This window comes from Streptomyces sp. NPDC004752 (genome assembly GCF_053601275.1).
The window spans coordinates 1-24,774 of record NZ_JBSGBN010000116.1 but is presented as its reverse complement, the minus strand read 5'-3'; the positions used below and the strand labels follow the sequence as shown (position 1 = coordinate 24,774).

At 67.4% G+C, this 24,774-nt stretch carries 20 protein-coding genes and 6 pseudogenes; 18 read left to right on the top strand and 8 right to left on the bottom strand.

Annotated elements, in window-relative coordinates; translation table 11 throughout:
* Positions 1–117 precede the first annotated feature (117 nt).
* Positions 118–1,053 (bottom strand): LysR family transcriptional regulator, encoded by a 936-nt coding sequence (locus tag ACWEKM_RS35175; protein WP_451625332.1) that lies wholly within the window; start codon positions 1,051–1,053, stop codon positions 118–120.
* Positions 1,054–1,193: 140 nt separating this feature from the next.
* On the opposite strand from ACWEKM_RS35175, the gene ACWEKM_RS35170 reads away from it, so the two are divergent.
* From ACWEKM_RS35170 to ACWEKM_RS35130, 9 genes and pseudogenes are all read left to right on the top strand, one after another.
* Complete coding sequence (locus tag ACWEKM_RS35170) at positions 1,194–2,438, top strand: MFS transporter (protein ID WP_451625331.1); 1,245 nt, start codon at positions 1,194–1,196, stop codon at positions 2,436–2,438.
* Positions 2,439–2,540: 102 nt separating this feature from the next.
* A complete protein-coding gene (locus ACWEKM_RS35165; protein ID WP_451625330.1) occupies positions 2,541–2,999 on the top strand; it encodes a hypothetical protein in 459 nt (152 codons plus the stop codon).
* A gap of 400 nt (positions 3,000–3,399) precedes the next feature.
* Positions 3,400–4,275, top strand: coding sequence for a hypothetical protein (locus ACWEKM_RS35160; RefSeq protein ID WP_451625329.1), 876 nt, complete (start codon positions 3,400–3,402; stop codon positions 4,273–4,275).
* Between the two features lie 51 nt (positions 4,276–4,326).
* Complete coding sequence (locus tag ACWEKM_RS35155; protein ID WP_451625328.1) at positions 4,327–4,644, top strand: GNAT family N-acetyltransferase; 318 nt, start codon at positions 4,327–4,329, stop codon at positions 4,642–4,644.
* A gap of 591 nt (positions 4,645–5,235) precedes the next feature.
* Positions 5,236–5,481, top strand: a complete 246-nt coding sequence (locus tag ACWEKM_RS35150; RefSeq protein WP_451625327.1) for a hypothetical protein — start codon at positions 5,236–5,238, stop codon at positions 5,479–5,481.
* An 86-nt stretch (positions 5,482–5,567) separates the two neighbouring features.
* Positions 5,568–6,374 (top strand): helix-turn-helix domain-containing protein, encoded by an 807-nt coding sequence (locus ACWEKM_RS35145; RefSeq protein ID WP_451625326.1) that lies wholly within the window; start codon positions 5,568–5,570, stop codon positions 6,372–6,374.
* Positions 6,371–7,441 (top strand): hypothetical protein, encoded by a 1,071-nt coding sequence (locus ACWEKM_RS35140; protein WP_451625325.1) that lies wholly within the window; start codon positions 6,371–6,373, stop codon positions 7,439–7,441. Before ACWEKM_RS35145 ends, ACWEKM_RS35140 begins: the two co-directional genes overlap by 4 nt.
* A gap of 302 nt (positions 7,442–7,743) precedes the next feature.
* Positions 7,744–7,980: a hypothetical protein gene (locus tag ACWEKM_RS35135; protein WP_451625324.1), complete on the top strand. Its 237-nt coding sequence runs from the start codon at positions 7,744–7,746 to the stop codon at positions 7,978–7,980.
* Positions 7,981–8,728: 748 nt separating this feature from the next.
* Positions 8,729–9,228: pseudogene (locus ACWEKM_RS35130) on the top strand (DUF4158 domain-containing protein); the annotation flags it as partial.
* 271 nt (positions 9,229–9,499) lie between these two features.
* Here the strand turns inward: ACWEKM_RS35130 and ACWEKM_RS35125 are convergent.
* On the bottom strand, positions 9,500–9,892 hold the full coding sequence (locus tag ACWEKM_RS35125) for a peptidase inhibitor family I36 protein (RefSeq protein WP_451625323.1): 393 nt from the start codon (positions 9,890–9,892) through the stop codon (positions 9,500–9,502).
* 271 nt (positions 9,893–10,163) lie between these two features.
* Positions 10,164–10,367, bottom strand: coding sequence for a hypothetical protein (locus ACWEKM_RS35120; RefSeq protein WP_451625322.1), 204 nt, complete (start codon positions 10,365–10,367; stop codon positions 10,164–10,166).
* A 171-nt stretch (positions 10,368–10,538) separates the two neighbouring features.
* Between ACWEKM_RS35120 and ACWEKM_RS35115 the strand changes: the two genes are divergently transcribed.
* From ACWEKM_RS35115 to ACWEKM_RS35105, 3 genes are all read left to right on the top strand, one after another.
* The gene (locus tag ACWEKM_RS35115; protein WP_451625321.1) at positions 10,539–10,736 is read left to right on the top strand and encodes a toxin-antitoxin system HicB family antitoxin; all 198 of its coding nucleotides are present in this window, start codon (positions 10,539–10,541) and stop codon (positions 10,734–10,736) included.
* The gene (locus ACWEKM_RS35110; RefSeq protein ID WP_451625320.1) at positions 10,733–11,029 is read left to right on the top strand and encodes a hypothetical protein; all 297 of its coding nucleotides are present in this window, start codon (positions 10,733–10,735) and stop codon (positions 11,027–11,029) included. The genes ACWEKM_RS35115 and ACWEKM_RS35110 overlap by 4 nt, the downstream gene beginning before the upstream one ends.
* A 131-nt stretch (positions 11,030–11,160) precedes the next feature.
* Positions 11,161–11,328, top strand: a complete 168-nt coding sequence (locus tag ACWEKM_RS35105; RefSeq protein ID WP_451625319.1) for a hypothetical protein — start codon at positions 11,161–11,163, stop codon at positions 11,326–11,328.
* Between the two features lie 158 nt (positions 11,329–11,486).
* Here ACWEKM_RS35105 and ACWEKM_RS35100 read toward each other — a convergent pair.
* A pseudogene (locus ACWEKM_RS35100) lies at positions 11,487–12,883 on the bottom strand (IS1380 family transposase).
* Between the two features lie 284 nt (positions 12,884–13,167).
* Positions 13,168–14,563: pseudogene (locus ACWEKM_RS35095) on the bottom strand (IS1380 family transposase).
* 137 nt (positions 14,564–14,700) lie between these two features.
* Here ACWEKM_RS35095 and ACWEKM_RS35090 point away from each other — a divergent pair.
* Positions 14,701–15,276, top strand: a pseudogene (locus ACWEKM_RS35090) (transposase); the annotation flags it as partial.
* Positions 15,277–15,286: 10 nt separating this feature from the next.
* Here ACWEKM_RS35090 and ACWEKM_RS35085 read toward each other — a convergent pair.
* Positions 15,287–15,976: a TetR/AcrR family transcriptional regulator gene (locus ACWEKM_RS35085; RefSeq protein ID WP_451625318.1), complete on the bottom strand. Its 690-nt coding sequence runs from the start codon at positions 15,974–15,976 to the stop codon at positions 15,287–15,289.
* A 103-nt stretch (positions 15,977–16,079) separates the two neighbouring features.
* Between ACWEKM_RS35085 and ACWEKM_RS35080 the strand changes: the two genes are divergently transcribed.
* The 5 genes and pseudogenes from ACWEKM_RS35080 to ACWEKM_RS35060 all read left to right on the top strand — a co-directional run.
* Positions 16,080–17,198: an FAD-dependent oxidoreductase gene (locus tag ACWEKM_RS35080; protein WP_451625317.1), complete on the top strand. Its 1,119-nt coding sequence runs from the start codon at positions 16,080–16,082 to the stop codon at positions 17,196–17,198.
* 921 nt (positions 17,199–18,119) lie between these two features.
* Positions 18,120–19,277, top strand: a complete 1,158-nt coding sequence (locus tag ACWEKM_RS35075) for an SGNH/GDSL hydrolase family protein (protein ID WP_451625316.1) — start codon at positions 18,120–18,122, stop codon at positions 19,275–19,277.
* A gap of 734 nt (positions 19,278–20,011) precedes the next feature.
* Positions 20,012–21,667 carry a hypothetical protein gene (locus ACWEKM_RS35070; RefSeq protein WP_451625315.1) on the top strand — a complete coding sequence of 552 codons (1,656 nt, stop codon included), beginning with the start codon at positions 20,012–20,014 and terminating at the stop codon, positions 21,665–21,667.
* A gap of 146 nt (positions 21,668–21,813) precedes the next feature.
* The gene (locus ACWEKM_RS35065; protein ID WP_451625340.1) at positions 21,814–22,665 is read left to right on the top strand and encodes an MFS transporter; all 852 of its coding nucleotides are present in this window, start codon (positions 21,814–21,816) and stop codon (positions 22,663–22,665) included.
* Between the two features lie 466 nt (positions 22,666–23,131).
* Positions 23,132–23,410, top strand: a pseudogene (locus ACWEKM_RS35060) (superoxide dismutase); the annotation flags it as partial.
* A gap of 133 nt (positions 23,411–23,543) precedes the next feature.
* On the opposite strand, the pseudogene ACWEKM_RS35055 reads toward ACWEKM_RS35060, so the two are convergent.
* Positions 23,544–23,996: pseudogene (locus ACWEKM_RS35055) on the bottom strand (GNAT family N-acetyltransferase).
* 4 nt (positions 23,997–24,000) lie between these two features.
* On the bottom strand, positions 24,001–24,672 hold the full coding sequence (locus ACWEKM_RS35050) for an ABC transporter ATP-binding protein (protein WP_451625314.1): 672 nt from the start codon (positions 24,670–24,672) through the stop codon (positions 24,001–24,003).
* Between the last annotated feature and the right edge of the window lie 102 nt (positions 24,673–24,774).

The following is a 24,774-nucleotide window of genomic DNA, read 5'->3' as shown; positions in this document are numbered from 1 at the left end:
ACGTGTGTCCTTGGTCGGAGCACATGATCAGGCGAAGGCCGCCTCCACGTCCGGCGAACTCCCAGGTGAGCGGCCTAGTTCGAGACCTATTTCGACCTCGGACCATAAAGAACAAGCTCAGCGCGGAATCACCCAGCCCGGCCTCCAGGTCCCGGCGGCGTCGTAGCCGGCCGCTGTGGCGGCGAGGTGGGTGCGGAGGGTGGCCAGCGCGGGGTGGGGGTTGTCGCGGTGCCAGAGGAGCGAGTGTGGGTAGACGGGCGTCGGGTCGGTCACCGGGATGCGGCGCAGGCCGTGGTCGGCGGGCCAGATGAGGCGGGTGGGCTCGCCTATGAAGGTGGCCAGGGCCGGGGTGTCGGCGATGGTGTCGAGGAGCGCGTCGGTGCCGAAGTTGGGGCCGGTCACCTCGATGGTGAGGCCGAACTCGGCGACGAGGTCGTCGTAGTAGGCGCCCCACTCGGTACCGGGGGCGATGCCGGGCATCCAGATCCGGTGCCCGGTGAGCTGGGCGAGGGGCACCGACCGGGCGCCCGCCAGTGCGTGGGCGGGGCCGGTGAGGAGTTGGAGGGGCTCGTCGAGGACCCGGACGGAGGCGATGTTCTCGGGAAGGGGCCGGCCGGGTGCGGCGACGGCGCGGAAGGACGCGTCGATCGCACCGGAGAGAATGGCGGTGACGGCCGTCTCGATGTCGAAGAGCATCATCACGTCGAGGTCGATGTCGGGGTGTGCGCGGTGGAAGCCGCGCATCAGGCCCGACTGCGCGCTGCGCGAGGCGAGCACGTCGACGCGCAGCGGACGGCGGCCGGGGCGCACGGACGCGCCTGCACGCTCGGCGACGCGCAGCAGCTCGCGTGCGTGGGGCAGGAACGCCTGACCGTCGATGGTGAGCTCAGCGCCGCGTGGGGCACGGGTGAACAACCGAACGCCGAGGGTGCGCTCCAGCGCGGCGATGCGTTTGGACACGGCCTGCTGAGTGATCGACAGGTCGGCGGCGGCTTTCTGGAACTGGCCCGCTTCCGCCACGGCGACGAAGGTACGTACTGCTTCGAGATCCACGCCGACCCACCTTAGTGAACAACTTGTAGTTGTGGATTGCTGGCAGGTCAGTTGTTTGACCTGCTGTTGTCCTGCCCGCTTATCTCTCATCGGTCAACGTCAGTTTGTTCGGGTGGGACTTCAACGGGAGTGCGCTGAGCATGGTGGGCAGGAGACGGTTGGGCCGGCAGTTCGGCTGGCTGTGGGCGTCATATGCGGTGAGCGCCTACGGGTCCGGGCTGGGGTTCGGGGCATTGCCGCTGATCGCCGTGCTGGTGCTGCATGCCGGACCCGCTGAGGTGTCCGCGCTGTCCGCGGTGGGGCCTGCGGTGGGTGCGCTGATCGCGGTGCCGCTCGCGCCGTGGGTGGAGTTCCGGCGCAAGCGCCCGGTCATGATCATGATGGACCTGGCCCGGTTCACGGCCATGGCGACGATCCCCGTCGCCTACGCCTTCGGATGGCTCAGTTTCGTCCAGCTGCTCGTGGTCTCGGCCGTGGTCGCCGCAGCCAAGATCGCCTTCAACGCGGCCAGCGGCGCCTATCTCAAGGCCCTCGTCCGACCGGACGACCTGCTCGTCGCCAACGCGCGGTTCGAGTCCACGAACTGGAGCTCCATCGCGGTCGGGCCACCACTGGGCGGGGCGGCGATCGGCCTGTTCGGGCCGGTCACCACCGTGGTCGCCGACGCGCTCAGCTACCTGCTCTCCGCGCTGGGCATCACCGCGATCCGCAGCCACGAAGAAGCAACGCGAACAACCGAAAAGAGCCCGGTCCGGGCAGGCGCACTGCTCGACGGCTGGCGACACATCATGGGCCACCCCGGTCTGCGGTCGCTCTACCTCAACAACATGCTCGTCGGCGGTCTGATCATGGCCACCGAGCCGCTGCTGGCCGTGCTCCTGCTTCGCCAGCTCGGGTTCCCACCCTGGCAGTACGCCCTCGCCTTCGCCGCTCCATGCCTCGGCGGACTCATCGGCTCCCGGCTGGCCCGCCGTGTCGTGGCCCGCTTCGGCCGGCACTGGGTCTTCCGGACCGTCGGCACCCTGCGTGCCATCTGGCTGATCGGCCTGGCCTTCGTCCGTCCCGGCGTCGTCGGCCTTGTCACCGTGATGGCCGTCGAGCTGGCCATCATCATCAACATGAGCCTGTACACCCCGGTGCTCGCCACCTACCGGCTCGAACGCACGCCGAAGCACCTCGTCGCCCGCACCCTGTCGGCCTGGTCGATCGGCCAGCAGGCGTCCATCGCGATCCTCACCGCGCTCGCCGGACTGCTCGCCGACATCACTAGCCCACGCACCGCTCTCACAGTCGCGGGACTGCTCATTCTGGCCACCCCGCTCCTGCTTCCCCGACGCGACCAGATGACGCAGCACGAGCCGGAACTGGCTCGTGGCCACTCATGACATACCGCAACTTGCCGCTGAAGCCCGCAGGCCGCAGGCCGCAGACTCCGTCGACGCGCCTGCCTCGATCGGTCGCACACCACCAGCAAGGAGAACACTCACGTGAGCACTGCTTCCGTTCTTGACCCCGTGCACACCGCGCTTCTCGTCATGGACTACCAGCCCGCGATCCTGGCCGCTTTGCCAGAAGGCGGGACCCGCAACGCGCTGCTCGGTCGTGCGGAAGGGGCTATCGCCGACGTTCGCGCACATGGCGGCACCATCGCCTACGTACGCGTCGGCTTCACCGACGCCGACTGGGACGTGATCCCGGCCATCAACAAGTCCTTCGCCCCGCTGGCCCAACACCGCGTCATGCACCACGCGGACCCTGCCACCGCCATCCACGAGCGTCTGGCTCCCCAGGACGGCGATGGTGGCGTTCATCGTCATGGTCTACGCGATCCTCGCCTTCAAGTACGGGCTGTCCGAAGCCACCCGGCTGACACGGAGCATCGGCGGATTCTTCTCGACGAGCCCTCCGGCGTAAGTGCCTGTTTTCAAGCCTCCGAACAGCGTTAGCCCAGGTCAAAAATCGAACAGGACTCAGCTCAGATGCCGTCGGCGAGCCGGATCGGGTTGGTGAGCTGATAGTCGGAGTGTTGGTGAACGGGGCAGCTGGAGAAGCCAAGATGGCGACTGCCGGACTGGACGCTTGGCCGCCCGTCATACTTTGCGTATGTTCCGACGCGTACGGCGAGCGTGGCAGAATTACCGGGCCTGGCAGGACCGTCCCGTGGCAACCTGTATGAACGAGTTTTACGACTCGCTCTCGGTACAGGAGAGGGCGTCTGTTCAAGACGTTGCCCTTTTGTACGGTCGCACGGTCAGGCCCAACTACCAGCGTCTCCTGAGAGCGAAGGACGCGTCGACCTCGCCGTATTACGTTGGGATGTCCTCAGATTTGGGTAGTTTCACGCATGTGACCAAGCGGGTCGCCCTGGTCGCGGACACGATGCTGTTGTCTGACCACGGCATCGGAGTGGTGCACGAACTCGGGTTGCTCGGAGATTCCTTTTACTCGCACAGCACGGGAGGCGATGGTGAGTCACTGGGCTCCGTCGACGTAAGCTGGCGCTACGGCATGGTGACCAGGGATCTTGTCGAGTTGAGCCAGTGGCTCCTGGACGCCGAGGCTCTGCTGCGCAGCGGGCTGGCCTGGTACGGACCCGTCTTCATAAACGGCAGCGCTGGCGGGTATGACGAGGACGCGCCTATCGATCCTGAGCCTGGTCCGCTTCCTTCGTTCAGTGACCGGTCCATCGACTTTTTGGTGGAGCATGGCCGAGCCGTGGATCTGACGAGAACAAAGCCTCTCGCCAGCAGGGTAGTCCGGCCGATCCTGGAGATTGATCTCCCCTTCATCAACGGGCTCATCCTCAGTGACTTCGCACAAGTTACCATCGAGGAATTCGACTCGTACCGTCAGCACCGCGACTTCATGCGTTCCCGGCTTCTCGAACTCGACGATGCACTGGAAGCGGTCGACTCCCAGATAGCCCTGGAACGAGTAGCGCTCGCCATCCGTGACGAGTTGAACGCTGCTACCGCCGAGATGAACAGTGCGGCCCGGTCCCGGGCTCTCAGCCGTTCCGGCGCCGTACTTGGTACGACGAGTGCCGTCCTTGCCGCCGTCCGGCCCGAAGCGCTCCAAAGTACGCTTGCCCTCAGCTCGACGATCGCAGCCGGTGCCACCGGACTGTGGCCGACCATCCAGGCATTCGCCGACACCAAACCCAAACGCACGCACGGCAAGTGGGACTACGTATGGGCGCTGCAGAAGAAGGCCGCCCGCTGAGCCCGACTCTATCGGTGATCTTGGGGTTCAGTACCTGCTTCTGAGCTGGGCATGGCATGGCAGTCCAAGGGCTTTCGGTGTTTTCCCAGCTACGCGAAGATCAAGGCACTCGCGGTGCGCGAGGACGCCCGCGGCCGCGGCATCGGGGCGGCACTGCTGAAGCAGTGCGCTCAACTCCACTGGCAGATGAACTACCTGATGTTGTTCGGTGAGTTCGAAACGCAGCGCGGCCTCGGCCCGTACTACGCGCGGCAGGGCTTCAGCGTGCTGGAGTCCGGACAGACGGTCGACGTCGGGGAAGTACTGGCCGGCGTCCCGATGCACCTGGGATCACGGCCCGGCGAAGCCCTCTTCTACCGCTGGCGGTAGACACACCCCGGTGCCCAGTGCACTGCGCCGGGACGCCGAACAGGACAGCGGCGGCGCGGTGGCTGCACTGACGGCCCGGCTGAACGCCCCGGGGCGTTCAAGCAGCTGCCCGGTGGCAGTGACGACGGCAGTGCAGGAGCTGGGCGGCTGCAGGTGGCTCGGGTGTGCGGCTCCCGCGCGGCGGGTCCGCTTCCGCCCAGCGCGTGGGCGGCTGGGCGGAAGCGGGTGCGGTTGCCCTCCGGTTGTTCTTGAGCACGAGGGGACCGCGTGGCCTTCCAGACGGGAAGGTGCGGCGCCGGGGGAGGCGCCCGTGTTCCATGGTGCGTCATCCGGTCGGTGCCGCAATGGGAAGTACGGTTCCGACATCAAAAGGGTTCATTCCGCCATGATCTGCCGGTCCTTGTGGCGGTCGTGACGTAAGGAGCCGACGGTGCCCGGTGACTGACGTGGTGCCATTGTTCCGTAACTTCATGATCACGTTGAGTGTTGTGCGCCCGGCGCACCATGCTGTCGTCCAACTCCTCCCGGGGGGCTTGAGCACCGTCCCGGAGGGGCCTTTCCGGACGCTTCTTCCATTGAGGGAAGGTTCACATGACAGCAAGGCAGGTGATGACCGCGGTCGTGCTGGCGGCGGTCCTCACGTGGAGCACGGTGATGACCGTGCTGGGGCAGCTGGCGGCCGTGGCCGCGCTGCTGCCCTCGCTGGGGCTTCTCATCCAGCAGACCGTCTCCGCGCTCAGCGGCACGGACACCCGGTCCCGGTCCTGCACCACGTCGGCGTCGGCGGCGGGTTCGCCGGCCTCAGCACCGGACCGGGCTGAGGAGCCGGCATCGTGAAGCCGCCCCAGGTGCCCGAGCAGCCCGCGGGGGAGCCCCCCCATCGCCGGGGCCGCCCCCCGGAGCCGATCTGTGAGAGTGCCGGCATGGCGCACCGGTCGTGGCTGGAGCCGCTCCGCAGCCGGTTCGTCGCGAGCGGCTTAACCCTCGACGAACTCGTCGGCCGCTCCGGGTACTCCAAGACCCGCCTGTCCGAACTCCTGGGCGGCAAGGGCTACTACCCCCGCTGGGAGATCACCTACAGCGTGGTGCGCGCCCTGGACATACCCGTCGGCCCGCTGCGCCGGCTGTGGCAGGCGGCCGCCTGGGAAGCCGACAAGGACGCCGACTGGATCAGGAACCGGATCGGTGACGTCCAGCCCGGCGACGGCGACGAACAGCCCGTCGCCCACCAGGGACTCGCCCAGGCCATGTGGCAGCCCTACACCGCCTACGCACAGGCATTCCTGCAGACCGAGCAGCGTGCCCGGCAGGCGGCCGGTGAGACCTTCGACATTCTCTGGCTCACCTGGGACGAGGCGACCGCCAGCCCCGACACGCCTGGGAGCTGCTGCGTACGAAGGTCCTCTCCCGCATCCCCAGGCGGCCCGGCGGACACCCCGACCTGCGCGCGGCGGCGTTCTCCACCGCCGACCAGGCCCGGATCACCGACCTGGCCGAGCGCCTGGCCCACATCGAGGTCCTCGCACAGCTCTTCGACGCGATCGCCGGCCTGCCCGCCGACCAGATGGACATCACCGTCCTGCGGTACCTGTGCGGCATCCACCCGGACGCCATCCCGGCATCGTCGGCCTGCCCCCGGCCATCACCCACACCCTGGACCACCACGCCCGACGGGCACTGAACGACCTCTTCCCCGACACCGACACCCAGGAGTGACCACCCCGCCATGAGCACCGTCGAAGACCTCCTCGCCCAGTCACGGCTGCTGCACCAGCCCCACGTCCCCTCCGACGTCGTCCCGTACGAAGACTGCACCGGCGACAGCCTGCTGCTGGACGGTCTGCTGCTGTGGGACGGCGGCCGGACAGACCCGGCCGACAACACCGCCGCACAGAGCCTTGCCGCCCTGTGCGAGGCCGTTCTCACCCACTGCACCGCAGACCAGCTCGCCGACTTCCTCACCGACCAGGTACCGCAGCCACGCACCGCCCGGATCCTGGGCTGCGCCCTGCAACTCGCAGGCGCCGACAACGGCGCCCGCTTCTGGTGGCAGTACGCCGCCGGCGCGGGCGACGCTTCCGCCTCCTACTGCCTCTACCTGCAGCACCTCGCCCAGGGCGACCTCCACGCCGCCGCCCTGTGGCGCGCCCAGGCCGGCGCCATCACGCCACCCGACGGCACCGACGGTGATGAGGACGCCCCGGCCTATTGCGTGACGGCCGCCGATGCCAGCCTTGCCACCGTCCTGCGCGTCCTGAACCGTCTCAACCGCACCACACCACGCAGGCACACCCCAACCGCGCAGGCCGTCATCGAATTCGTGGCCACCGCCGTCGCCATCGGCTACGACCATCATCCCGACCTTGAGATCCCCTTGCCCGGAACGCAGTTCGCCGAGCGGCTGGGCGTCATCGTCGCCGCGGCGTCCAGCACCCGCGAGCACACCGGCACCGTGAAGCAGCAGGCAGCGCCCGCCGGGCAACTGCCCAGCCGGCTTCTCCCGTACAACGCCAGCAAGCGCGTACCCGCCAAGACAAAAACACAGGGACCGGAGCATCTGCTGGTAGAGGTCACCGCCGCCCACCACGAACCCGCATCCGCGCACACGTTCTTCAAAAGAGCAGCAGCCGTCTGCTGGAAAACCGCCACCGCCGCCGACAACACAGGCGAACGCGGCACCCGTATCGCCTACCGCCTGCGCCGCTTCGCCTGGAAGTACGGTCCCGTTCCCTCCGGGTTCGGGAAGAGCAGAGGTGCAGCACCGTCCGGCGTCGTGCAGGAATACTTCCACAGATAGACGACCGTGAGCTGACCGCCGTCACGGGGCCGGCCAGCAGCCGCAGGGGTAGGCGCCGCGCTCAGCAGCGGCCCCGTCCACGACCTGCGCACCCACCCGCGCTACGTGCCCGCCCCGCAGGCCCTGCGGCTGACGCTCGTGCGCCACCTGCATGAGGCGGAGGGCCGCGCCCCGGCGCCCCGGCCCGCGAGCGCATCACCGATGTCTCTGACGCCCAGGCGCTGAAGTTCCTCGCCCAGCTCTACGACGACTCCTACGCCCGGCCCATCCCCCGCCAGCCGTCCCGGCGCGGACCGTGGGAGTTGGACATCCCCGCCGTCCTCAAGGCACATCTGCTGGAGACACCCGCGGCCGCGACCACGCCGGAGCAAACGGAGACACTCAAGGCCGAGCTGCTGACCATCCTGCAGGCGGCGGCCTGGCGGCCGGTGCCCACCTGCAGGACGACCACGGGCCGACGTTCTCCGGCCGAGGGCGGGGTGCGATACCTGCCCGAACACTGCTGGCCATTTGGCAGCGCCGTTCTCCGCACCCGGTAAGGCCATCACCCGGGCCGATGGCCTGCAACTGCACCCATCACAACTGCACTTCGCCGCCACGTCCTGTGGGACGCGTTCGAGCTGCCGTAAATACCCGATCCCTGATTGCGCCGCTGTGTGCACTGCTTCCCCGAGGGGCCGGATCGGACCGAGCGTGCCCCTGCTGGTCGTGGACGGAATGCGAAGAGGTGTGGACTGATTGCTAAGGCGGCTTCCGGTAGGCACACCTATCGTCGAATTGATAAGTGAGCCAGACGAGGCGCAGTCTGATGCGCAAAGGGGGTTGACGTGGCGTATAGGTTGCAGGTGTGGAGGCGCACGCTTGCTTCGGCAGCCATTGGAGTCAGCGTGCTGGCAGGCGGTGTAGTGCTTGCACCCAGTGCGCACGCTGCCGCTGCAAGCTGCACGGGCGCGGTGACTGGCCCCCGCTCGTGGGTGGACCGCTGCACTGTGACCAGCGGTCGGTCCGGCGCATGGACCAAGTGCACTGACGGCACGCAGATTTTCGGGCCGCTGCAGCCCAAAGGCAGGTACCTGTTCGGCGGTGACTGCGATGGCCACGGCAATTTTGTGAGCCACGGCACATATGACCAAAATGGGCGAATCAACCCACATAGGAGAGGGGACTGACGAGCGGCAGCCCCCACAAGGTGAGGCCTCTCGCGCGTTCTGAATGAGGCTATCCCGCGTGGCGTCCGCGTGATGGCGAGCGGACACCACTTTGTTGGGTGAGGTTGGAGGCCAACCCGATCCGTCGTGCCTGAAGGAGTACGGCGCGTGACGGGACGGCCCGTACGCACGCCTTGGAGATCCAGCAGGCCGAGGGCTGGCCGGACTTCGCCGAGGTGCGAGACGACCTGAGTGAGTCGCTGGATGCGCGGGCCTGGATGACCAGCGACGGGCCGAAGTCGCTGTTCGACGCGGCGGCCGGGTGGCTACGTGAGCGCCGGGTGTTGCTGCCAGGGGCGAGCCGTCCGGCCCGGCTGGTGGGCACGGTCCGGGAGGCGGCGAACAACAGGCTGTGGGACACCCTGTACGGCCTGTCGAGCACCGGCCAGCGGGCGTTGCTGGACTCGCTGTTGGCCGTGCCGCCGGGCGCCCGGGTGTCGGAGCTGGACCGGCTACGGGGGCCGGTGCGGATCTCGGAGCCGCAGATGAAGGGGGCGCTGGGGCGGGCGGAGGAGATACCTCGGGATGGGCGAGGTGGACGTGTCCGGGATACCGCCGTGGCGGCTGGCGGAGCTGTCGTGATATGGGGTCGACGGCAAGACGTCGCTGCTGAAGCGATGTTCGGCCGCTACTCTTTCCAACTGCCGGAGTTCCCCGGGGGCCCGCGGCCGCTGCGCGACCCGGATGCCGCCGAGGAAGCGTGAGCGCCGTCATCCGATGAGGCAGCGGGGATAGCGGCGGCGTGGTCGTCGAGGGCCACTGAGACCATTTCCGACAGTCTTCCGGCCCGGCACTTCGCGACGGCGGCCGGGGCGCAGCAGTTCCACGCGCCCGGCCGCGCGGGCACTGCTCAGGACAGCCGCAGAGAGGACGCCTCGTCGTTGAACTCGGCCGGGACGTCCCTGCACTCGCCCGGGAACACGACATGCCCGCGGATTCCGCCGTAATTGCGGTCCTTGTAGAGCGCAGCGACGTGGCCGGTGAAGTTGCACACCGAGCTGGTCCGGTCGTTGAAGCCGTAGTTGCCCAGCCAGTCGATGTCCTCGTCGGTCTGCAGGACTCGGGCGGGACCGCCCGCGTTCAGGTCGTAGTTCTCGTAGAGACAGACCATTCCCGGCATGCACGCGGACGGGCCCTGCCCGACGGTCACGCGCACCGTCTGGGGGGCGGCCTGAGCCGCAGCCGCGGGCATCGCCAGGGCTGCGGTCAGGGCCACCGCGCCCGCACCGACTGCGCGTGCCATACGTGACTTCAAGAGTGCCTCCATGGTGGACGAAAACGGACGATCTTGCTCCATGAGGCTTCCACCCCGGCCCCGAAGGCAGACTCCCTCGTAGGGGTGACAGCCCGGTCCGGGGGCTTCTGGGGTGGTCAGTGTCGGCTGTTGCCGGGCGCGAGCAGACTCGTGACCTCGGCGATCGCTTCCGCCGAGGGATGGAAGTACGGCGCGACCGACACCCCGTAACGCTCGCTCCCCATCCACGACAGCGGGCAGCCGAACACCGACTACACGATCAACGACGCCTACCAATCTCAACTCCCGAGTACGGTTGCCGCAGAGCGGACGGGTTCACCCGCCCCGCGCCGAAATCGCCGCGAGCCCAGTCGGTGTTGGTGACCGTCAGGGCGAACCACCACCTGCGCAGCCATGTCAGCTGCCAGAAGGAGCCGGCGAGCGGCTCGCGCCCGTAGCGGCCGGAGGGCAGGGTGTACGGCACTTCGCGCCGGTAGGTCTGCCCGGCGCGGACGTCCCTCGTCCGTACCTCTCCAGCCTGCCCGTCCCGGGCCTGTGGCGCAGGCCCGGGGTCCGCTTCGTGCGGCCAGGTGCCGCTGGCGTCCCGGCCGTAACCGCCTTACGCCACCGTGAACCGGTGGCTATTCTTGCAGTCATGTCTGTCACCACCATGACCCTGCGCATCCCCGATGATCTCGCCCCCTCGATCAGGGCGGCCGCCGCCGGGGCCGGCATGAGCGTGAACGCGTACGTGGTGCGCGCCGCCCGCCGCTCCGCGACCCTCGACGCCGCGCGGCAGCTTGCCGCGCTCGGCCTCGGCGACGACCTGGCGGGCGAGGGCGACACCCTGTGAAACGCGGTGAGATCTGGGCCATTCCCGACGGCCGCAACGTCCTGATCATCAGCCTGACCGGCCTGGAAGAGTCCTACGGCGCCGTGCTCGTGATCGTGCTGCATGAGAGCGGCCGGTACCCCGACACGGCCATGTCGGTGGTGATCGGCGATCCGGTCCCGTGCACCGCGGTCGCCGTCAACATCACGCAGCTGCGGGTCAACCGGTTCGAGGGAGCAAAGCTCGTCGGCCCCGTCGACGCTGCGGCCATGGCCCGGGTGGACCAGGCCCTGCGTGCCGTCCAGGACCTCTAGCCCCGAAGCCGGGCACCGGCCGAGTTGCCGACAGCCGCACAACGCGGCGGGCGCCCGGGGATCGCAGGGGGGTGAAGGCGACATGTTGACGCTGCCGCGCCAGCCACCGTCCCACGTCCGTCCCGCGCGAGGTGGAGGCGCTGGAGCCGGCCGAACTCCAGCGCTTGATGCTCGCCGCAGCCGACCCGTACATCGACCGTGGCGTGCTCGCGCAGCAGATCGCCCGCGAGGAACAGCAGCGCCGCGCCCTGGAGGAGTTCGTCGGCCGGTGGGGCGCGGCGAGCGAGGGGCTGTCTTAGACTCGATCCACCGACATGGTTTGAGAATGATCTCCTGATGGTCTTCTGGGTTGTTTTCGGGTTGGCGGCTGTGGTGGGCAGGTCGTATCTGCTGGTCTGCCCAGCTTTTCCACCTTTTTGGTTCCGGTCGGGCCCTGGCGGGCGGTGGGCAGAGGCTGTCAGGCGGGTTCGGGTGGGTGGCGGACTGTGCCGAAGAGGTGCGTCCAGGCGTGCTGCCATCGCCAGTTGTGCGGTAGGTGCAGGGTGATGCGGCGGGCTGAGCGGGCGATCCGGGCGGGAACGTGCACCAGGTGGGCGCGCAGGGTGGCGGTGGTGGCCCTGGCGTGGAAGGCGGAGGTCGGTGCGCCGGTAGCGCGGAGCAGGTTGTGGCCATCGCCCACAGGGTGAGCCAGGCGGCGTTGGCGTTGAAGTGTCCCGACGGCAGGTGGGCCAGGGCGGAGGCCTTGCTGTCGGCGATGACCTGCTCGACGGCGGCGTGGTGACGGTGTTCGCGCTCGGCCTGGAGGGTGGGGGCGGGGTTGTCGGTGAAGAACGGGTGGTGGCGCCAGACGGGGAACAGCTCGCCCTGCTCGCCGACGACGGCGGGTCTGGCCAGGTCACGGACCCGGCGGACGATCAGCCGGGCGGTGGCCCGGCCTGCTTTCCTGCGGCTGGCGAACGCGGTGTATGCGGGTATCCCGGCGACCTCGGCGTCCGAGATGAGGTCGCCGGTCCCGGGATCGGGCACCGCGGTCGGGTAGGTGATCTGCTGCCACGCGGTGTCGGGGATCGCGGCGATGGCCCGTCTTATGGAGGGGTTCATGCCGGTGGTGACGGAGAAGTGCGCGCCGGCCCGGCGGCAGGCGGCGATCACACCGGCGTTGTAGAACTGCGAGTCGGCGCGCAGGATACGGATGCCCGTGCAGCCGGCCTCGACGGCGGTGGCCAGGGCCTCGGCGGCGAACTTCGGGGCGCCGCGGGAATCGGCGGCTTTGCCGCGGCGCATCCGCACCGCGGCGATCACCGGCCGCGAGTTGGGGGTGCAGACCGTGGCGAGCAGGGGGTGCAGGGTGCGCACTCCCTTGAACCGGCCGTACTCGGCGCCCTGCTTGGTACGGCCGTAGACGCGCTTGTGGGTGGAGTCGACGTCGATGAACGCCTTCTCGCCGGCGCCGGGCAGCAGTGGGGTGTGCGCAGTCAGCGCGGCCAGGAACCTCCGGTGGACGGCGTGGAGTTGGAGAGCGTGACCGTGGGTGAAGGAGCGGAGGAAGGTGCCCAGGGTGGACGGGGCGCGGATCCCTTTGAACACGGCCGGCATCGCACCGTGGCGCAGCACGTGAAGGTCGTCGACGCTGTCCGCACCCGCGACCATCCCGGCCACGATGCTGGTGACCTTGGCGTCCGCCGCCGCACCCGCGCCGTTGCCTGCCCCGGTCAGCTTCACCTTCTCCGTCACCAACCGGGGCAGAGCACACCGCTCGGCCAGCCGCATCACCGGGACCAGCCCGGCATGCGCGATCAGATTCGCGTCATCGAACGCGGCGGAGACCGCCGCCGACGTATGGGAAACTTGCATCTCGGAAGTGCCTTGCTGATCGTGCGTGCTGGAAGCCTGAAGAACTCCCATCATCGCAGGTCACAAGGCACTTCTTCGTTTCCCGCAATGTTATCCACAAGGCATCGGTCGGTGGATCTGAGCTAAGCCTCGATCCACCGACGCGGTTTCGATGTGATCTCCGGGTTTTCGGGGTGGGGCCTTGGGCTGTCAGCTGAGTGCGGGCAGGGTGCATCTGCTGGTTTGCCCAGCTCTTCCACGATTCGGCTCCGGTCGGGCCCTGGCGGGCGGGGTGGTCAGTGACGTCAGGGTGTCTCGGGCGGCGCGTGGACGGTGGCGAACAGTCGTGTCCACGCGTGCTGCCAACGCCAGTTGAGCGGCAGGTGCAGGGTGATGCGGCGGGCGGAGCGGGCGGTCCTGGCGGGGATGTGGACCAGGTGGGCGCGGAGGGTCGCGGTAGTGGCCCTGGTGTGGAAGCGGAGGCCAGGGCGCCGGTAGCGCGGAGCAGGTTGTGGGCCATCGCCCACAGGGTCAGCCAGGCGGCGTTGGCGTGGAAGTGTCCCGAGGGCAGGTGGGCCAGGGCTCTGGCTTTGCTGTCGGCGATGGCTTGTTCGACGACGGCGTGGTGGCGGTGTTCCTGTTCGGCCTGGAACGTCGGGGCGGGGCTGTCGGTGAAGAAGGGGTGGTAGCGCCAGACAGGGAACAGTTCGCCCTGCTCGCCGACGGTGGCGGGTTTGGCCAGGTCGCGGACACGGCGCACGATGAGGCGGGCGGTGACCCGCTCGGTCTTCTTGCGGCCGGTGAACGCGGTGTAGGCGGGGATCTCGGCGACTTCGGCGTCCGGGATGAGCTTGCCCGTTTCGGGATCGGGTATGGCGGCGGGGTAGGTGATCTGCTGCCATGCCGTGTCCGGGATGGCCAGGATGGCGCGTTTGACGGAGGGGTTCAGGCCGCAGGTGATGGAGAAGCGGGCCCCGTTGCGGCGGCAGGCGGCGATCACGCCGGCGTTGTAGAACTGCGAGTCCGCTCGCAGGATCCGGGTTCCCGTGCAGCCTGCTTCCACCGCGGCGGCCAGGGCCTCGCTGACGAATTTCGGGGCGCCCGGGAGTCGGCCGCCTTGCCGCGGCGCATCCGCACAGTGGCGGTTATCGGCCGGGCGGTGGGAGTGCAGAGGGTGGCGAGCAGGGGGTGGAGGGTGCGGATGCCTTTGAACCGGCCGTACTCGGTACCCTGCTTGGCGCGGCCGTAGACCCGTTTATGGGTGGAGTCGACATCGATGAACGCCTTCTCGCCCGAGCCGGGCAGGAGCGGAGTGTGCCGGGCCAGGGCGCCCAGGAACTTCCGGTGCACGGCGTGCAGTTGCAGGGCATGGCCGTGGGTGAACGCGCGCAGGAAGGTGCCGAGTGTGGACGGGGCGCGGATCCCACCGAACAGGGTCGGCATGGCGCCGTGCCGCAGCATGTCCAGGTCGTCGATGCTGTCGGCGCCCGCCACCATCCCGGCCACCATGCTGGTGACCTTGGCGTCCGTCGCGGCACCCGCACCGTTCTTCGCCCCGCCCAGCTTCACCTTGTCCGCCACCAGACGGGCGAGCCCGCACCGTTCGGCCAGCCGCATCACCGGGACAAGCCCGGCATGCGCGACCAGATTCGCGTTGTCGAACGCAGCAGAGATCGCTGCTGGCGTGTGGGAAACTTGCATCTCGGAAGTGCCTTGCTGATCGTGCGTGCTGGAAGCCTGAAGAACTCGCATCATCGCAGGTCACAAGGCATTTCTTCGTTTCCTGAAACGTCACCCACAAAGCATCGGTCGGTGGATCGAGGCTAAGGGCGGCCTGCGGAGGCTATGTCTGCTTCGAGGACGAGGCAGGCTTCACCCGCCGGCCGCCCAGGGGACGCACCTGGGGCCGGCGCGGCGTGACTCCGCAGGTGACGGTGAGCGGACGACGCTCGGGACGACTGTCGGTGGCAGGGGTGATCGCCATGCGGCCCGGCTCCCGCACCCGGCTGTGCCACCGTCTGCGCACCCACCCCGCAGGCAAAGGCAAGCGTCGCAGTATGGGAGAGCGCGACTTCATCGCGCTGGTCGACGGTGTCCACCAGCTCGTCAAGGCGCCGATCGTGCTGGTGTGGGACCGCCTGAACACCCACGTCTCCCACGCCATGCGCGAGCTGATCGCCGAGCGTGAATGGCTGACGGTGTTCCTGCTGCCCGCCTACTCGCCCGACCTCAACCCTGTCGAGGGAGTACGGGCCCACGTCAAGCGCAGCCTGGCCAACCTGGCCGTGGTTGCCCTCGACCGGCTTGAAGCCCTCGTCCGCAACCGGCTCAAGCGCCTTCAGTACCGGCCCGATACCCTCGACGGCTTCATAGCGGGCACCGGCCTGACCCTCAACAACCCAACGTCACCCTGACGAACCGAAGTCAGTAACGCAGGGCGGCGATACCTGTCAGAAAGATGTCGACGCCAGCGAGGAATTGCTCGCGATCGTCGTGCTCGCGCAGTTGCGTCGCCGCCGCATGTACGAACGGGTACCGGCTGGGGTTCACTTGCGCCCATTGCGCGGCAGCGCTGTCCAGGAAAGTTGCTCGGTCCGTGTCACTGTCGGCGAGGTGCCGGGCGTTCGCGGCGTTCTGCACGGCAACGCCGAGGACGTAGTTCATCAGCGTGCCGGCCGCGTCGAAGCGCGATCGCTCGGGGACGGCCAGTGCGTCCAGCAGTCCGGCGATGCTCTCGTAGAAGTCCAGCAGAGCGGGTCGCCACGGTTGCCGGGAGAGTTCTGCCCCGACCCAGGGGTGTGCGTCGACCGCATCGAACAGGCCCAGGGCAAGGTGGCGCAGGGTTTCGCGCGGGTCCGTATCGATGTCAGCACCAGACAGTACGCGGGTGATGATGTCGTCGGTGGCGGCCGCGAGCAGGTCGCTCTTGTCCGCGACATGGTGGTAGATCGCTCCGTAGCCGGTGCTGAGGCGAACGGTGAGCGCGCGCAGGGTCAACGCGCTCTCGCCGCAGCTGTCCAGAAGCTCGATCGCGGTCTGGATGATCAGCTCTCTGGACAGACTGTCCGTGCGCCGCGGGGCCCGCTGAGATCGCGTCGCAGTTTTCTTCCTCATGGTCCTCATCATCGCACGAATGGATCGTCACTCCAACGTCGTGTTAGCTTGATTGGAGTGACGATCCAATCGGGATCGGTCCCGCGAGTTTGGGAGGAAACCCATGACGACACCGGTCACGATCGTCGGAGCAGGTCTGGGCGGCCTGGTGCTGTCCCGCGTGCTGCACTTGCACGGCATCCCGTCCACGGTCTACGAGGCGGAATCCTCCCCGTCGGCGCGCATGCAGGGCGGTCTGCTCGACATCCGCGACTACAACGGCCAGCCGGCGCTGGAGACGGCGGGCCTGACCGAGGAGTTCCGCAAGCTCATCCTGGAGGGACGCCAGGCGATGCGGCTCCTGGACCGGGACGGGAACGTACTACTCGACGTGCCCGACGACGGTACGGGTGGCAAGCCCGAGGTGCAGCGCGGCGAACTGCGGCAGATGCTGCTCGACTCGCTCCCGGCCGGCACCGTCCGGTGGGGCCACAAGGTCAGCGGCGTCCGCGCCCTCGGCGACGGCCGCCATGAGGTGGCGTTCGCCAACGGCACTGCCGTCACCACGAGCCTGCTGGTCGGCGCGGACGGCGCTTGGTCCCGAGTCCGGCCACTGCTTTCCGGTGCGACACCCGAATACACCGGCGTCTCGTTCATCGAGACCTGCCTGTTCGAAGGCGACAGCCGGCACCCGGACAGGGCGAAAACCGTCGGCGGCGGAACGATGATGGTGCTTGAGCCGGGGAAGGGGATCCTGGCTCACCGGGAGCGCGGCGGGAACCTCCACACCTGGGTGATTCTCGCCAGGCCGCAGGACTGGTTCGCCGACATCGATTTCACCGATCCTGCTGCGGCCACCACACGGATCGCACAGGAGTTCGATGGCTGGGTGCCGGAACTCACCGCGCTGGTCACCGACGGCGAGACCGCGCCGGTCCTGCGCAACATCTACACCCTGCCCATCGAGCACCGGTGGGATCGGACACCGGGGGTGACCCTGCTCGGCGACGCCGCACACCTCGCGGCCCCTAACGGCGAAGGCGCCAACCTGGCCCTGTACGACGGCGCCGAACTGGGCAAGGCCATCGCCGCGCACCCCGACGACATCGAGACCGCGCTCACCGAATACGAGCGGGCCATGTTCGTGCGCAGCGTCGCGTCCAACGCCGGGGCCCCCGATCTTCACGTGATGTTGGGCGACAGCGCACCCCACGGCCTGATCAACGCCTTCACCGGGAGCTGATCAGCGCAGGGCGACGATACCGGTCAGGAAGATGCCGATGCCGACGAGGAATTGCTTCGCGGTTCTCGTGCTCCCGCATGTGCCGTCGCGGCCGTCCAGAAGGTCGGTCGCGGCCGGCCCACACGTCCCAACCGGCCGGATATGAACTCTGCGGCCGTGTAGTCCTTCCCTCGTTCAGCTGCCTTCCACCAGGCGACCGGCAATCCTCCGGTCGCCTGCCTCAACCGGTGCTGTCGGGAGCGCGCCGGCTCCCTGCTCGCCCATACCGACGTGCCCGTGGCCGCGATCGGCTCTCGGGTCGGCTGGCCGGACCCTGCCTGTGTCGCACGACGCTTCCGCGTCCTTTTTGGGGGTCAGCCCCACGCCGTTACACCGTGCGCCAGCGGACATCCCCGCTCAATGACGGCAGACGTCCTCCGCTCTCCGGGCGCCGGTGTCTCCGGGCAAGGCCGTCGACGCCTGTTCGCCGCTGTCGGTCGGCGTCGGCCGGTGGGAGTTCCGGCCGGTCACCGTACCTCAACGACGGCTCGCCGGTGACTCACTGACCGTGAAAACGGACTCCACGCGCATCCTGATCGAAACCTGCTGCTTCTCGTCGGCGGCGCACGCTCCGGCACGGTCTCCGTCAGATCCGTCCTGACGACATCACGAGAACAACGCCAGTAGTGGACAAAAATCCAGGACTATGCCGTCGAAAGCGGACATCTCGCGGGTTGGCGAGACCGGCGAAGGGCCTCCGGTCAGATCACCGTCCCAGCCGCGAGTGGATTGAAGCCGGAAAATTTTGTCCGATAGTTGAGCAATACCGTCCAAGGACTACCGAGTTGCCAGTGGCTACGGTTCCCCCATCAGGCCGAATAGGTTGAAGAACGTACGTCCGTGTACACCCTTGGGCGCAAAAGCATCAAAGGAGACGGCGGTATGTCCAAACAGAATTCTGAGTCCGAGGAGAGAGGCGCCGGCCGGATCGGCCGGAGGGCACTCCTCAAGGCAGCACCAGTCGCAGCAAGCAGTATTGTTCTGGGTGCGCCCAATCTCGCATTCGCCGCGGAGCGCCCTGGCTCCGGATCCCGCCCAGGAGAAAAGCACCGGACCCATCACGCAGATGGTTCAGTGTTCTATGCCGACGGCGTGGTCCCGACGATTGACAGCAACATCCAGTATCGGGGCCGCTGGCAGGAGCAAGCGGACGGATCCGTTTACGGGTACTACCAGAGCGGCCTTGAATTTCGATTCACTGGAACATCTCTTTCCGTGACGCTTGCCGGCACTTGCAGGCTCCTTTACGGGGTGGATGACGGAGAATTCCAGCGGAATATCACCGCGAGCGGTACGTTGACCATCGCATCCGGCCTCGAGGAGGGGGTGCATACAGCGAAGATCTACTCGGAGTACCAGCAATCCTTCCCGAAGATTGAGTACTTTGAGATCGACCCTGGCGCAAGCACCAGGCGCTACATCAAGAAGCCGACCATGGAGTTTATCGGAGATTCCATTTCGGTAGGATTCATCGGGGCCGGGTTGGTCAATTCACTGGGGAACTCCTTCACCTTTAGAACGCCTGAACTGCTGGGGCTTTCTCACAACACCGTCGCATTCGGCGGAATAGCGGTGGCCGCAGGGTCCGGCGGCCCGGACTCGACGGGAATGGTGAGCCGTTACACCAAACTGTCGGAGTATGTACCGGGTGAATCGAACGTGCCGGAATGGGATACCTCAAAATACGTACCCGACTACCTGGTGGTAAATCTTGGCACGAATGATCCCTCAACGGGGACAAAGGCGCCGAACTTCAAGCCCGCCTATCTGAAGTTCCTTGAGAACCTGAGAACGTACTATCCTGACGCAGTGATTTTCGCAATGACGCCGTTCAATACCGCCCACAGGGATGAGATATCCGAAACGGTAGCCACAAGAAATGCCGCGGGAGATGCGAAAGTCATACACATCGAGACGGCCGGCTGGATTGACACCGCGACAGAGACAACCGACGGTACGCACCCTACTGTCGCCGCCCAGGAGAAGATTTCTGTTAAACTGGCGACAGCAATCCAGAATTATTTGGATGCGCAAGGTTGAGCAGTTTTTCGGTGTTCGCGTTCGCCATGAGCTCGTCATGCGCTCATGGTCCCCGGACCGAATCATGCTCACTACGGAGGGCTCTGCGGCCGGAGTGAACGCCGGACCGTTCCGGACGGCCGGTAGGAGACCTCAAAGCCGTCGACCCCTCCGTCGAGGGCCAGCCGCAGGACGGTGGGGCGCGGGACGGCCTGTTGAGCCGCTGCTCGCCGCCGTCGTCCGCATGTAAGGGTGAATACGCAGGTCAGAGCTTCGTGGTCCGCGGCGGGCAGGGTTCCGGGATGCCCGTCCTGTGGGATGTGAGCGGCCCCGGACGGGATGCGGCCAAGCGTCGGTGGTCGCTGCCCCGGGCCTCGGTGTCTGCTCGCGGGCAGCGCCTACGACTGTGTGTGCTGACCTGCGGAGACGGTGCGGCAAGCGCATCGGGGTCGGGTCGCGCGCAACGTCATCGCGTCCAGCGAACGACTGGGCCGCGACTCGTCCGCCCATCACGGCGGATCGGTCAGATCGGTCAACATAGTCCAGAGGTTCCCCAATTCGGTACCAGTGGCTGAAGTGCGACGAGGGGCTATGTTTTTGGCGCGAAGTCATACGTCTGTTCTCGGTCGCAAAGCGGCCAGCAGGACATTTCTGTGAGGTGACTCCGTGGCAAGTGCGTCATGTGTCTCAGCTTTGGAGGTTGCGCCATGTCTCGTGGAGCGGGTTCAGAAGCAAATGGACTGGGTCGGCGTGATGTGCTGAAAGTGGCGGTGGCGGTGTCGGGCGGGGCCGTTTTGGGTCTTCCCGCGAGTGGTGTGGCTGCTGCCGATACGCTGGAAGGGAGTTCTGCTCGAACATTGGTCGGGGCGATTCGATGGGATGCGTGGGTCGGCGGGGATTACCACGTCGGCAGCACTGTGAATCGCACGTTGTCACCGGAGGAATACCACTTCCGGTTGCCCTACTACAGCGAGATCACCGTGTCTGATCGCGTGCTGGTCGACGAGGGATTTGACGCGGAGACGACGGGGGCCGTTCCAGCGGGGTGGAGTGTGTCAGCGCCGGCTTCCACCAGCGTATTGGTGGCGGACAGGTCGGATGACGGTGGCAGGAGCGTGCATTTGCACGACGAGTCCGGTTCTTCGATGGCGGCGATGGTTCATACGTTTACCTCCCAGTCCCGGGCTGTGACGGTCGAGTGGGAGTGGAAGGAGACGGTCGCCGGCAGGTGGTCCCGAGCCCTGCTGATCGATGGGTCGAGCGCGGTCGTCGACATCGCGACCCGGGTGAGTACGGCCGGAAAGCAACTGGTGTACCGCGGGACCGACGGAAGCTGGAACGTCATCCAGAGCATCGCCGACGACACCTGGTATTCGGTGAAGGTGATCGCCGATCCGGCGCCGCCTGGGGAGAGCGCGGCGTGGGTCGACATCTTCGTCGACGGGGTGCGCAAGGTCAGCCACGCGGCCCTGCTGGTGTCCGGGGCGTCGTTCGACAGCCTGGCCTTCCGCACCAACGAGACGCTGACCTCGGATCTGTACGTCGACAACGTCAGCGTCGCGGTGACCGAGTCGGTGAACAGCGATGCCGTCGGCCAGGACGTCATGGACCAGGAGATTCACTACGCGGCTGCGGCGGGCATCGACTACTGGGCGTTCGTCTACTACCCCCAAGATCCGCTGGCGCAGGGCAGGGAGTTGTATCTGTCCAGCGACTACAAGGACGACGTCAACTGGTGCGCCATATTGGACGGCAATTTCCTTTCGGCGTTCGACACGAACCTGGCGGAGTTGGCGTCATATTTCGGTGAGTCGAACTACCAGAAGGTGCTCGGTGACCGGCCGCTGGTCTATTTCCTCTCCGCTCCCGATGCCGGCCAGGTCACCGAGATGAGGGCCAAGGCGGTCGAGGTGGGGGCGTCGGATCCGTATATCGTGGTCATGGCGTGGACCGCACAGACGGCGGCGGACCTGAAGACCGTGGTGGGAGCCGACGCTGTCAGCCGGTATGCGACCGGAGCCGGAAATGGTGCCACATATGCCGCTCTCGCCGCTTCCGAGACCGCTCTGTGGTCCAGTTACGGGAGCGCGGCCGGGGAGGTCGTGCCGACGGTGACCACCGGGTGGGACGAGCGACCCCGGTACGACTACCCGGTTTCCTGGGAACCCGACTACACGACGTTCAAATCCAGCTGGGCCCAGCAGGCGACACCCGCTGAGATCGCGAGCCATCTCAGCGGAGCCATCAGCTGGAACAACGCCAATAAGGCGAAAACTCCCGCAAACACCGTGCTGATCTACGCGTGGAATGAGTTCGATGAAGGCGGCTGGATCTGCCCGACCCTGTATGAGATACAGAACAGCGGCAGCCCGCTTCGCCTGAACGCCATCGCAACGGTTCCTCGGACCTGAAAGACCGCACCCAAATTCCCGCCGCCGGCATCGTGGACGAGTGTCTGGAATGACTTCTGGACGACATCGGTGCCGCGCTTGGAACCTCGCGGTTGATCCGTTCCGGCAGTTTGGTGGACTGCTCCTTGAGTCAATGATTCGGTCACCTGGCGGACCGCTACGGAGCGCGCGGCGTCTACGCGGTCACCCTGGTCGTCCAGGCGCTGGCCACGGCTGGCTTCGTCCTGGCGGACAGCTTCTGGCCGTTCGTGTTCGTGGTCTGCGTTGCTGCGGGGGCGAAGGCGGCCGGAATCGCTGCCCGTTCACCGCTCATCCGGCACTACGGAGGCGACCGGCCCCAGGAGTTCAGGGCCTACCTCCGTGCGGTGACCAACGTTGGCATCTCCTTCGGTGCCGTGCTGGCGGGCTGGGTCGTTCAGGTGGGCACGCTCACCGCCTACCAGCTGATGGCCCTCGGCAACGGGATCGCATTCGTGCTCTCGGCGGTGTTGCTGTTCTTCCTGCCGTCGGTCGCGCCCGTCCCCCATGCCGGCGGCCCTCGCTGGATCGCCCTCCGGGACCGCCCCTACCTGCTGCTGACCGTTCTCGACGGCGTCATGGCCATCCAGTTCAAGGTGCTCACCGTGGCCATCCCGTTGTGGATGGTCGGTGCCACCACCGCCCCGCACTGGCTCATCTCGGCCACCATGCTCACCGGCACCGTCATCGTCGTCGCCTTCCAGGTGCGGGCCGGCCGCAACGTCGATTCCCCTGCGGCGGGTGCGCAGGCTTACCGGCGGGCGGGTGCGGCCTTTCTCGTCGCCTGCTCGCTGATTTCGCTGTCCGCGGGGGGTACCGGCGTGGGCCGCGGCGACCCTGCTCATCGCAGCGGTGGTGATCCACACCGTCGGGGAGCTGTGGCACTCTGCCGCCGGCTTCGAGGTGTCCTTCGCCCTCGCCCCACGGCGTGCCACCGGCCAGTACCTCGGCGTGTTCGGGCTCGGTGCGGGCCTGGCTGAGGCCGTCGGACCGGGAATGCTCATCGCTCTCTGCATCACCTGGGGCCGCCCGGGGTGGTACGTCGTGGGTGCCATGTTCGCCCTGACAGGTCTGGCGGCACCAGCCGCTGTCGGCTGGGCGCAGCAGCACCGGGGCGACACGCGGATACAGCCCGCGTCGGAGAAGGCGTCAACGGCCTGACCGGCGCACAAGCGGCGCGGTTTTGGTGTCTGCCGCCCGCGACACAGATTCGAGTGACCTGCAAACGCAGCTCAGCCGGAGCAGCCATGGTGAAACCGGCGAAACCTGCCCTGGCGGGCCCTGGCGGGTGCCGCCCATTCGCTCCACCGGATCGGTGAGCATCGTGGCCTGGCTGCTTTCCGCGTCGATGGCCACATACTGGCCTGGCTTTTACCATCCCCATCTTGTAGTTGCAAATTCGCAGAAGCCTGGTGGGTGCGGCCGAAAGCAGTCGATCGCCGAGTCGCCGCCACCACGCAGGGCTCCGGCTGGGGTGTGCTCGCCTACGAGCCGCTGAGCGGTCGGCTGGTCGTCGAGCAGGTCTACGACCACCAGGGCAACGTCGGCCAGGGCTCCACCCCGATCCTGGTCTTCGACGCCTGGGAGCACGCCTTCTACCTCCAGTACAAGAATCAGAAGGTCGACTTCATCGACGCCATGTGGGCCGTCGTCAACTGGCAGGACGTGGCCAAGCGCTACGCAGCCGCCAAGGAGCGCGGCGACAGCCTGCTGCTCCGGCCGTGACGCCTTAGACCCATCCGAGCGTCCTGTCTCGTGATCGTCTTGTCACCCTTCATTCGGCAGGCGGTACAACGGACGGCCCCCGCAGGCCCGATGCCTGCGGGGGCCGTCCTGTTGCTGTGGCTCCTGTGCGCCGTCAAGTGGTGGTGAACCGCAACTCGGGCCGCTCCCAGTCGACCTGCGGTGGTGAGGGGGCGACTGTCCCCACTTGCTTGGCGCCCAGGCGTCGGTAGAACTCCTCGGCCGGGGGATGGGAGACCACGCGCACCTCGGTCAGGCTGGCCGCCCTGGCCTGGGAGATCATGTGCTCGATGAGGAGTCGGCCGACACTCCTGCCCTGAACGTCGTCCGCCACGAACGCCAGGTCCAGCTCCGGTGGCTCCAGCAGCAGGGCCTAGAAGCCCTGGAGTTGCCCGACCGCCGTATCGACGGCCACGAAGACCTGGTGACGGGTGATGTAGTCGGCAGTGACCCGGTAGCCGGAGATGATCGAGGCGTACGTGCCCCGGTAGGTACCGGAGTTCTGGATCAGCCGGATGAGGCGGTCGGCGTCCTGCGCCACAGCGCGCTTGATCGTCGTGGACTGCATCCCTTTACTCCCCGGCTTCCGCGGCGGTCAGTTTCTCCCAGCGGACGGTGCGGTCGCACCAGCGGTCCAGCAGCACCCGGTCGTGGCCGACGGTGAGCAGTCCGGCGCCGGTGGCGGTGCGGTAGTCCTCGACGGCTGCCACCAGGGCGGCGGTGGTGGAGGCGTCGAGCATCGCGGTCATCTCGTCGCAGACCAGCCAGCGCGGACGCAGGACGAGAGCGCGGGCCAGGCAGGCGCGTTGGAGCTGGCCGTCGCTGACCTCGTGGGGTCGGCGGTCCAGGAGGTCGGGGGTGAGGCCGACAGCCCCGGCCAACTCAGGCAGGCGCTGCGGTATTTCGTCCCGTCGGCCAGTGGCACGCAGGGGCTCGGCGATCAGGTCGGTGAGCCGCAGGCGGGGGTCGGCTGAGAGACGGGGCTGCTGGAAGACGACGCCGATGGCGGTGCGTTGGGTGCGCGGCACGCGGTGCCGCCACCGGCGTACGGGTTCGCCGTCGAGCATCACGGTGCCCGTGTCGGGGCGGTGCAGCAGGGCGGCCACGCGCGCGAGGGTGGACTTGCCGCAGCCGCTGGGGCCCAGGAGCCCGACGGACTCGCCGGGGGCGAGGGTCAGGGTGGCGTCGCGGACGACGGGGGCTTTCTGGTCGTATCCGGCGGTGACGGCGTGTAGTTCAAGCACGGAGGTCGGGGGTTAGCCCTTGATCGGGGACACCCTGATCATTGGATCGTGAGGATCCGAAGAACAGGAGTTCCCGTTGGGGACGTCGAAGTACTCGCCTGA

Excerpts from the sequence above, each read along its gene's own strand:
- ACWEKM_RS35075 (WP_451625316.1), top strand. The coding sequence starts at position 18,120 with ATGTCCAAACAGAATTCTGAGTCCGAGGAGAGAGGCGCCGGCCGGATC.
- ACWEKM_RS35125 (WP_451625323.1), bottom strand. The coding sequence starts at position 9,892 with ATGGCACGCGCAGTCGGTGCGGGCGCGGTGGCCCTGACCGCAGCCCTG.
- ACWEKM_RS35150 (WP_451625327.1), top strand. The coding sequence starts at position 5,236 with ATGACAGCAAGGCAGGTGATGACCGCGGTCGTGCTGGCGGCGGTCCTC.
- ACWEKM_RS35085 (WP_451625318.1), bottom strand. The coding sequence starts at position 15,976 with ATGAGGAAGAAAACTGCGACGCGATCTCAGCGGGCCCCGCGGCGCACG.
- ACWEKM_RS35115 (WP_451625321.1), top strand. The coding sequence starts at position 10,539 with ATGTCTGTCACCACCATGACCCTGCGCATCCCCGATGATCTCGCCCCC.
- ACWEKM_RS35155 (WP_451625328.1), top strand. The coding sequence starts at position 4,327 with ATGGCATGGCAGTCCAAGGGCTTTCGGTGTTTTCCCAGCTACGCGAAG.
- ACWEKM_RS35080 (WP_451625317.1), top strand. The coding sequence starts at position 16,080 with ATGACGACACCGGTCACGATCGTCGGAGCAGGTCTGGGCGGCCTGGTG.
- ACWEKM_RS35145 (WP_451625326.1), top strand. The coding sequence starts at position 5,568 with ATGGCGCACCGGTCGTGGCTGGAGCCGCTCCGCAGCCGGTTCGTCGCG.
- ACWEKM_RS35140 (WP_451625325.1), top strand. The coding sequence starts at position 6,371 with ATGAGCACCGTCGAAGACCTCCTCGCCCAGTCACGGCTGCTGCACCAG.
- ACWEKM_RS35170 (WP_451625331.1), top strand. The coding sequence starts at position 1,194 with ATGGTGGGCAGGAGACGGTTGGGCCGGCAGTTCGGCTGGCTGTGGGCG.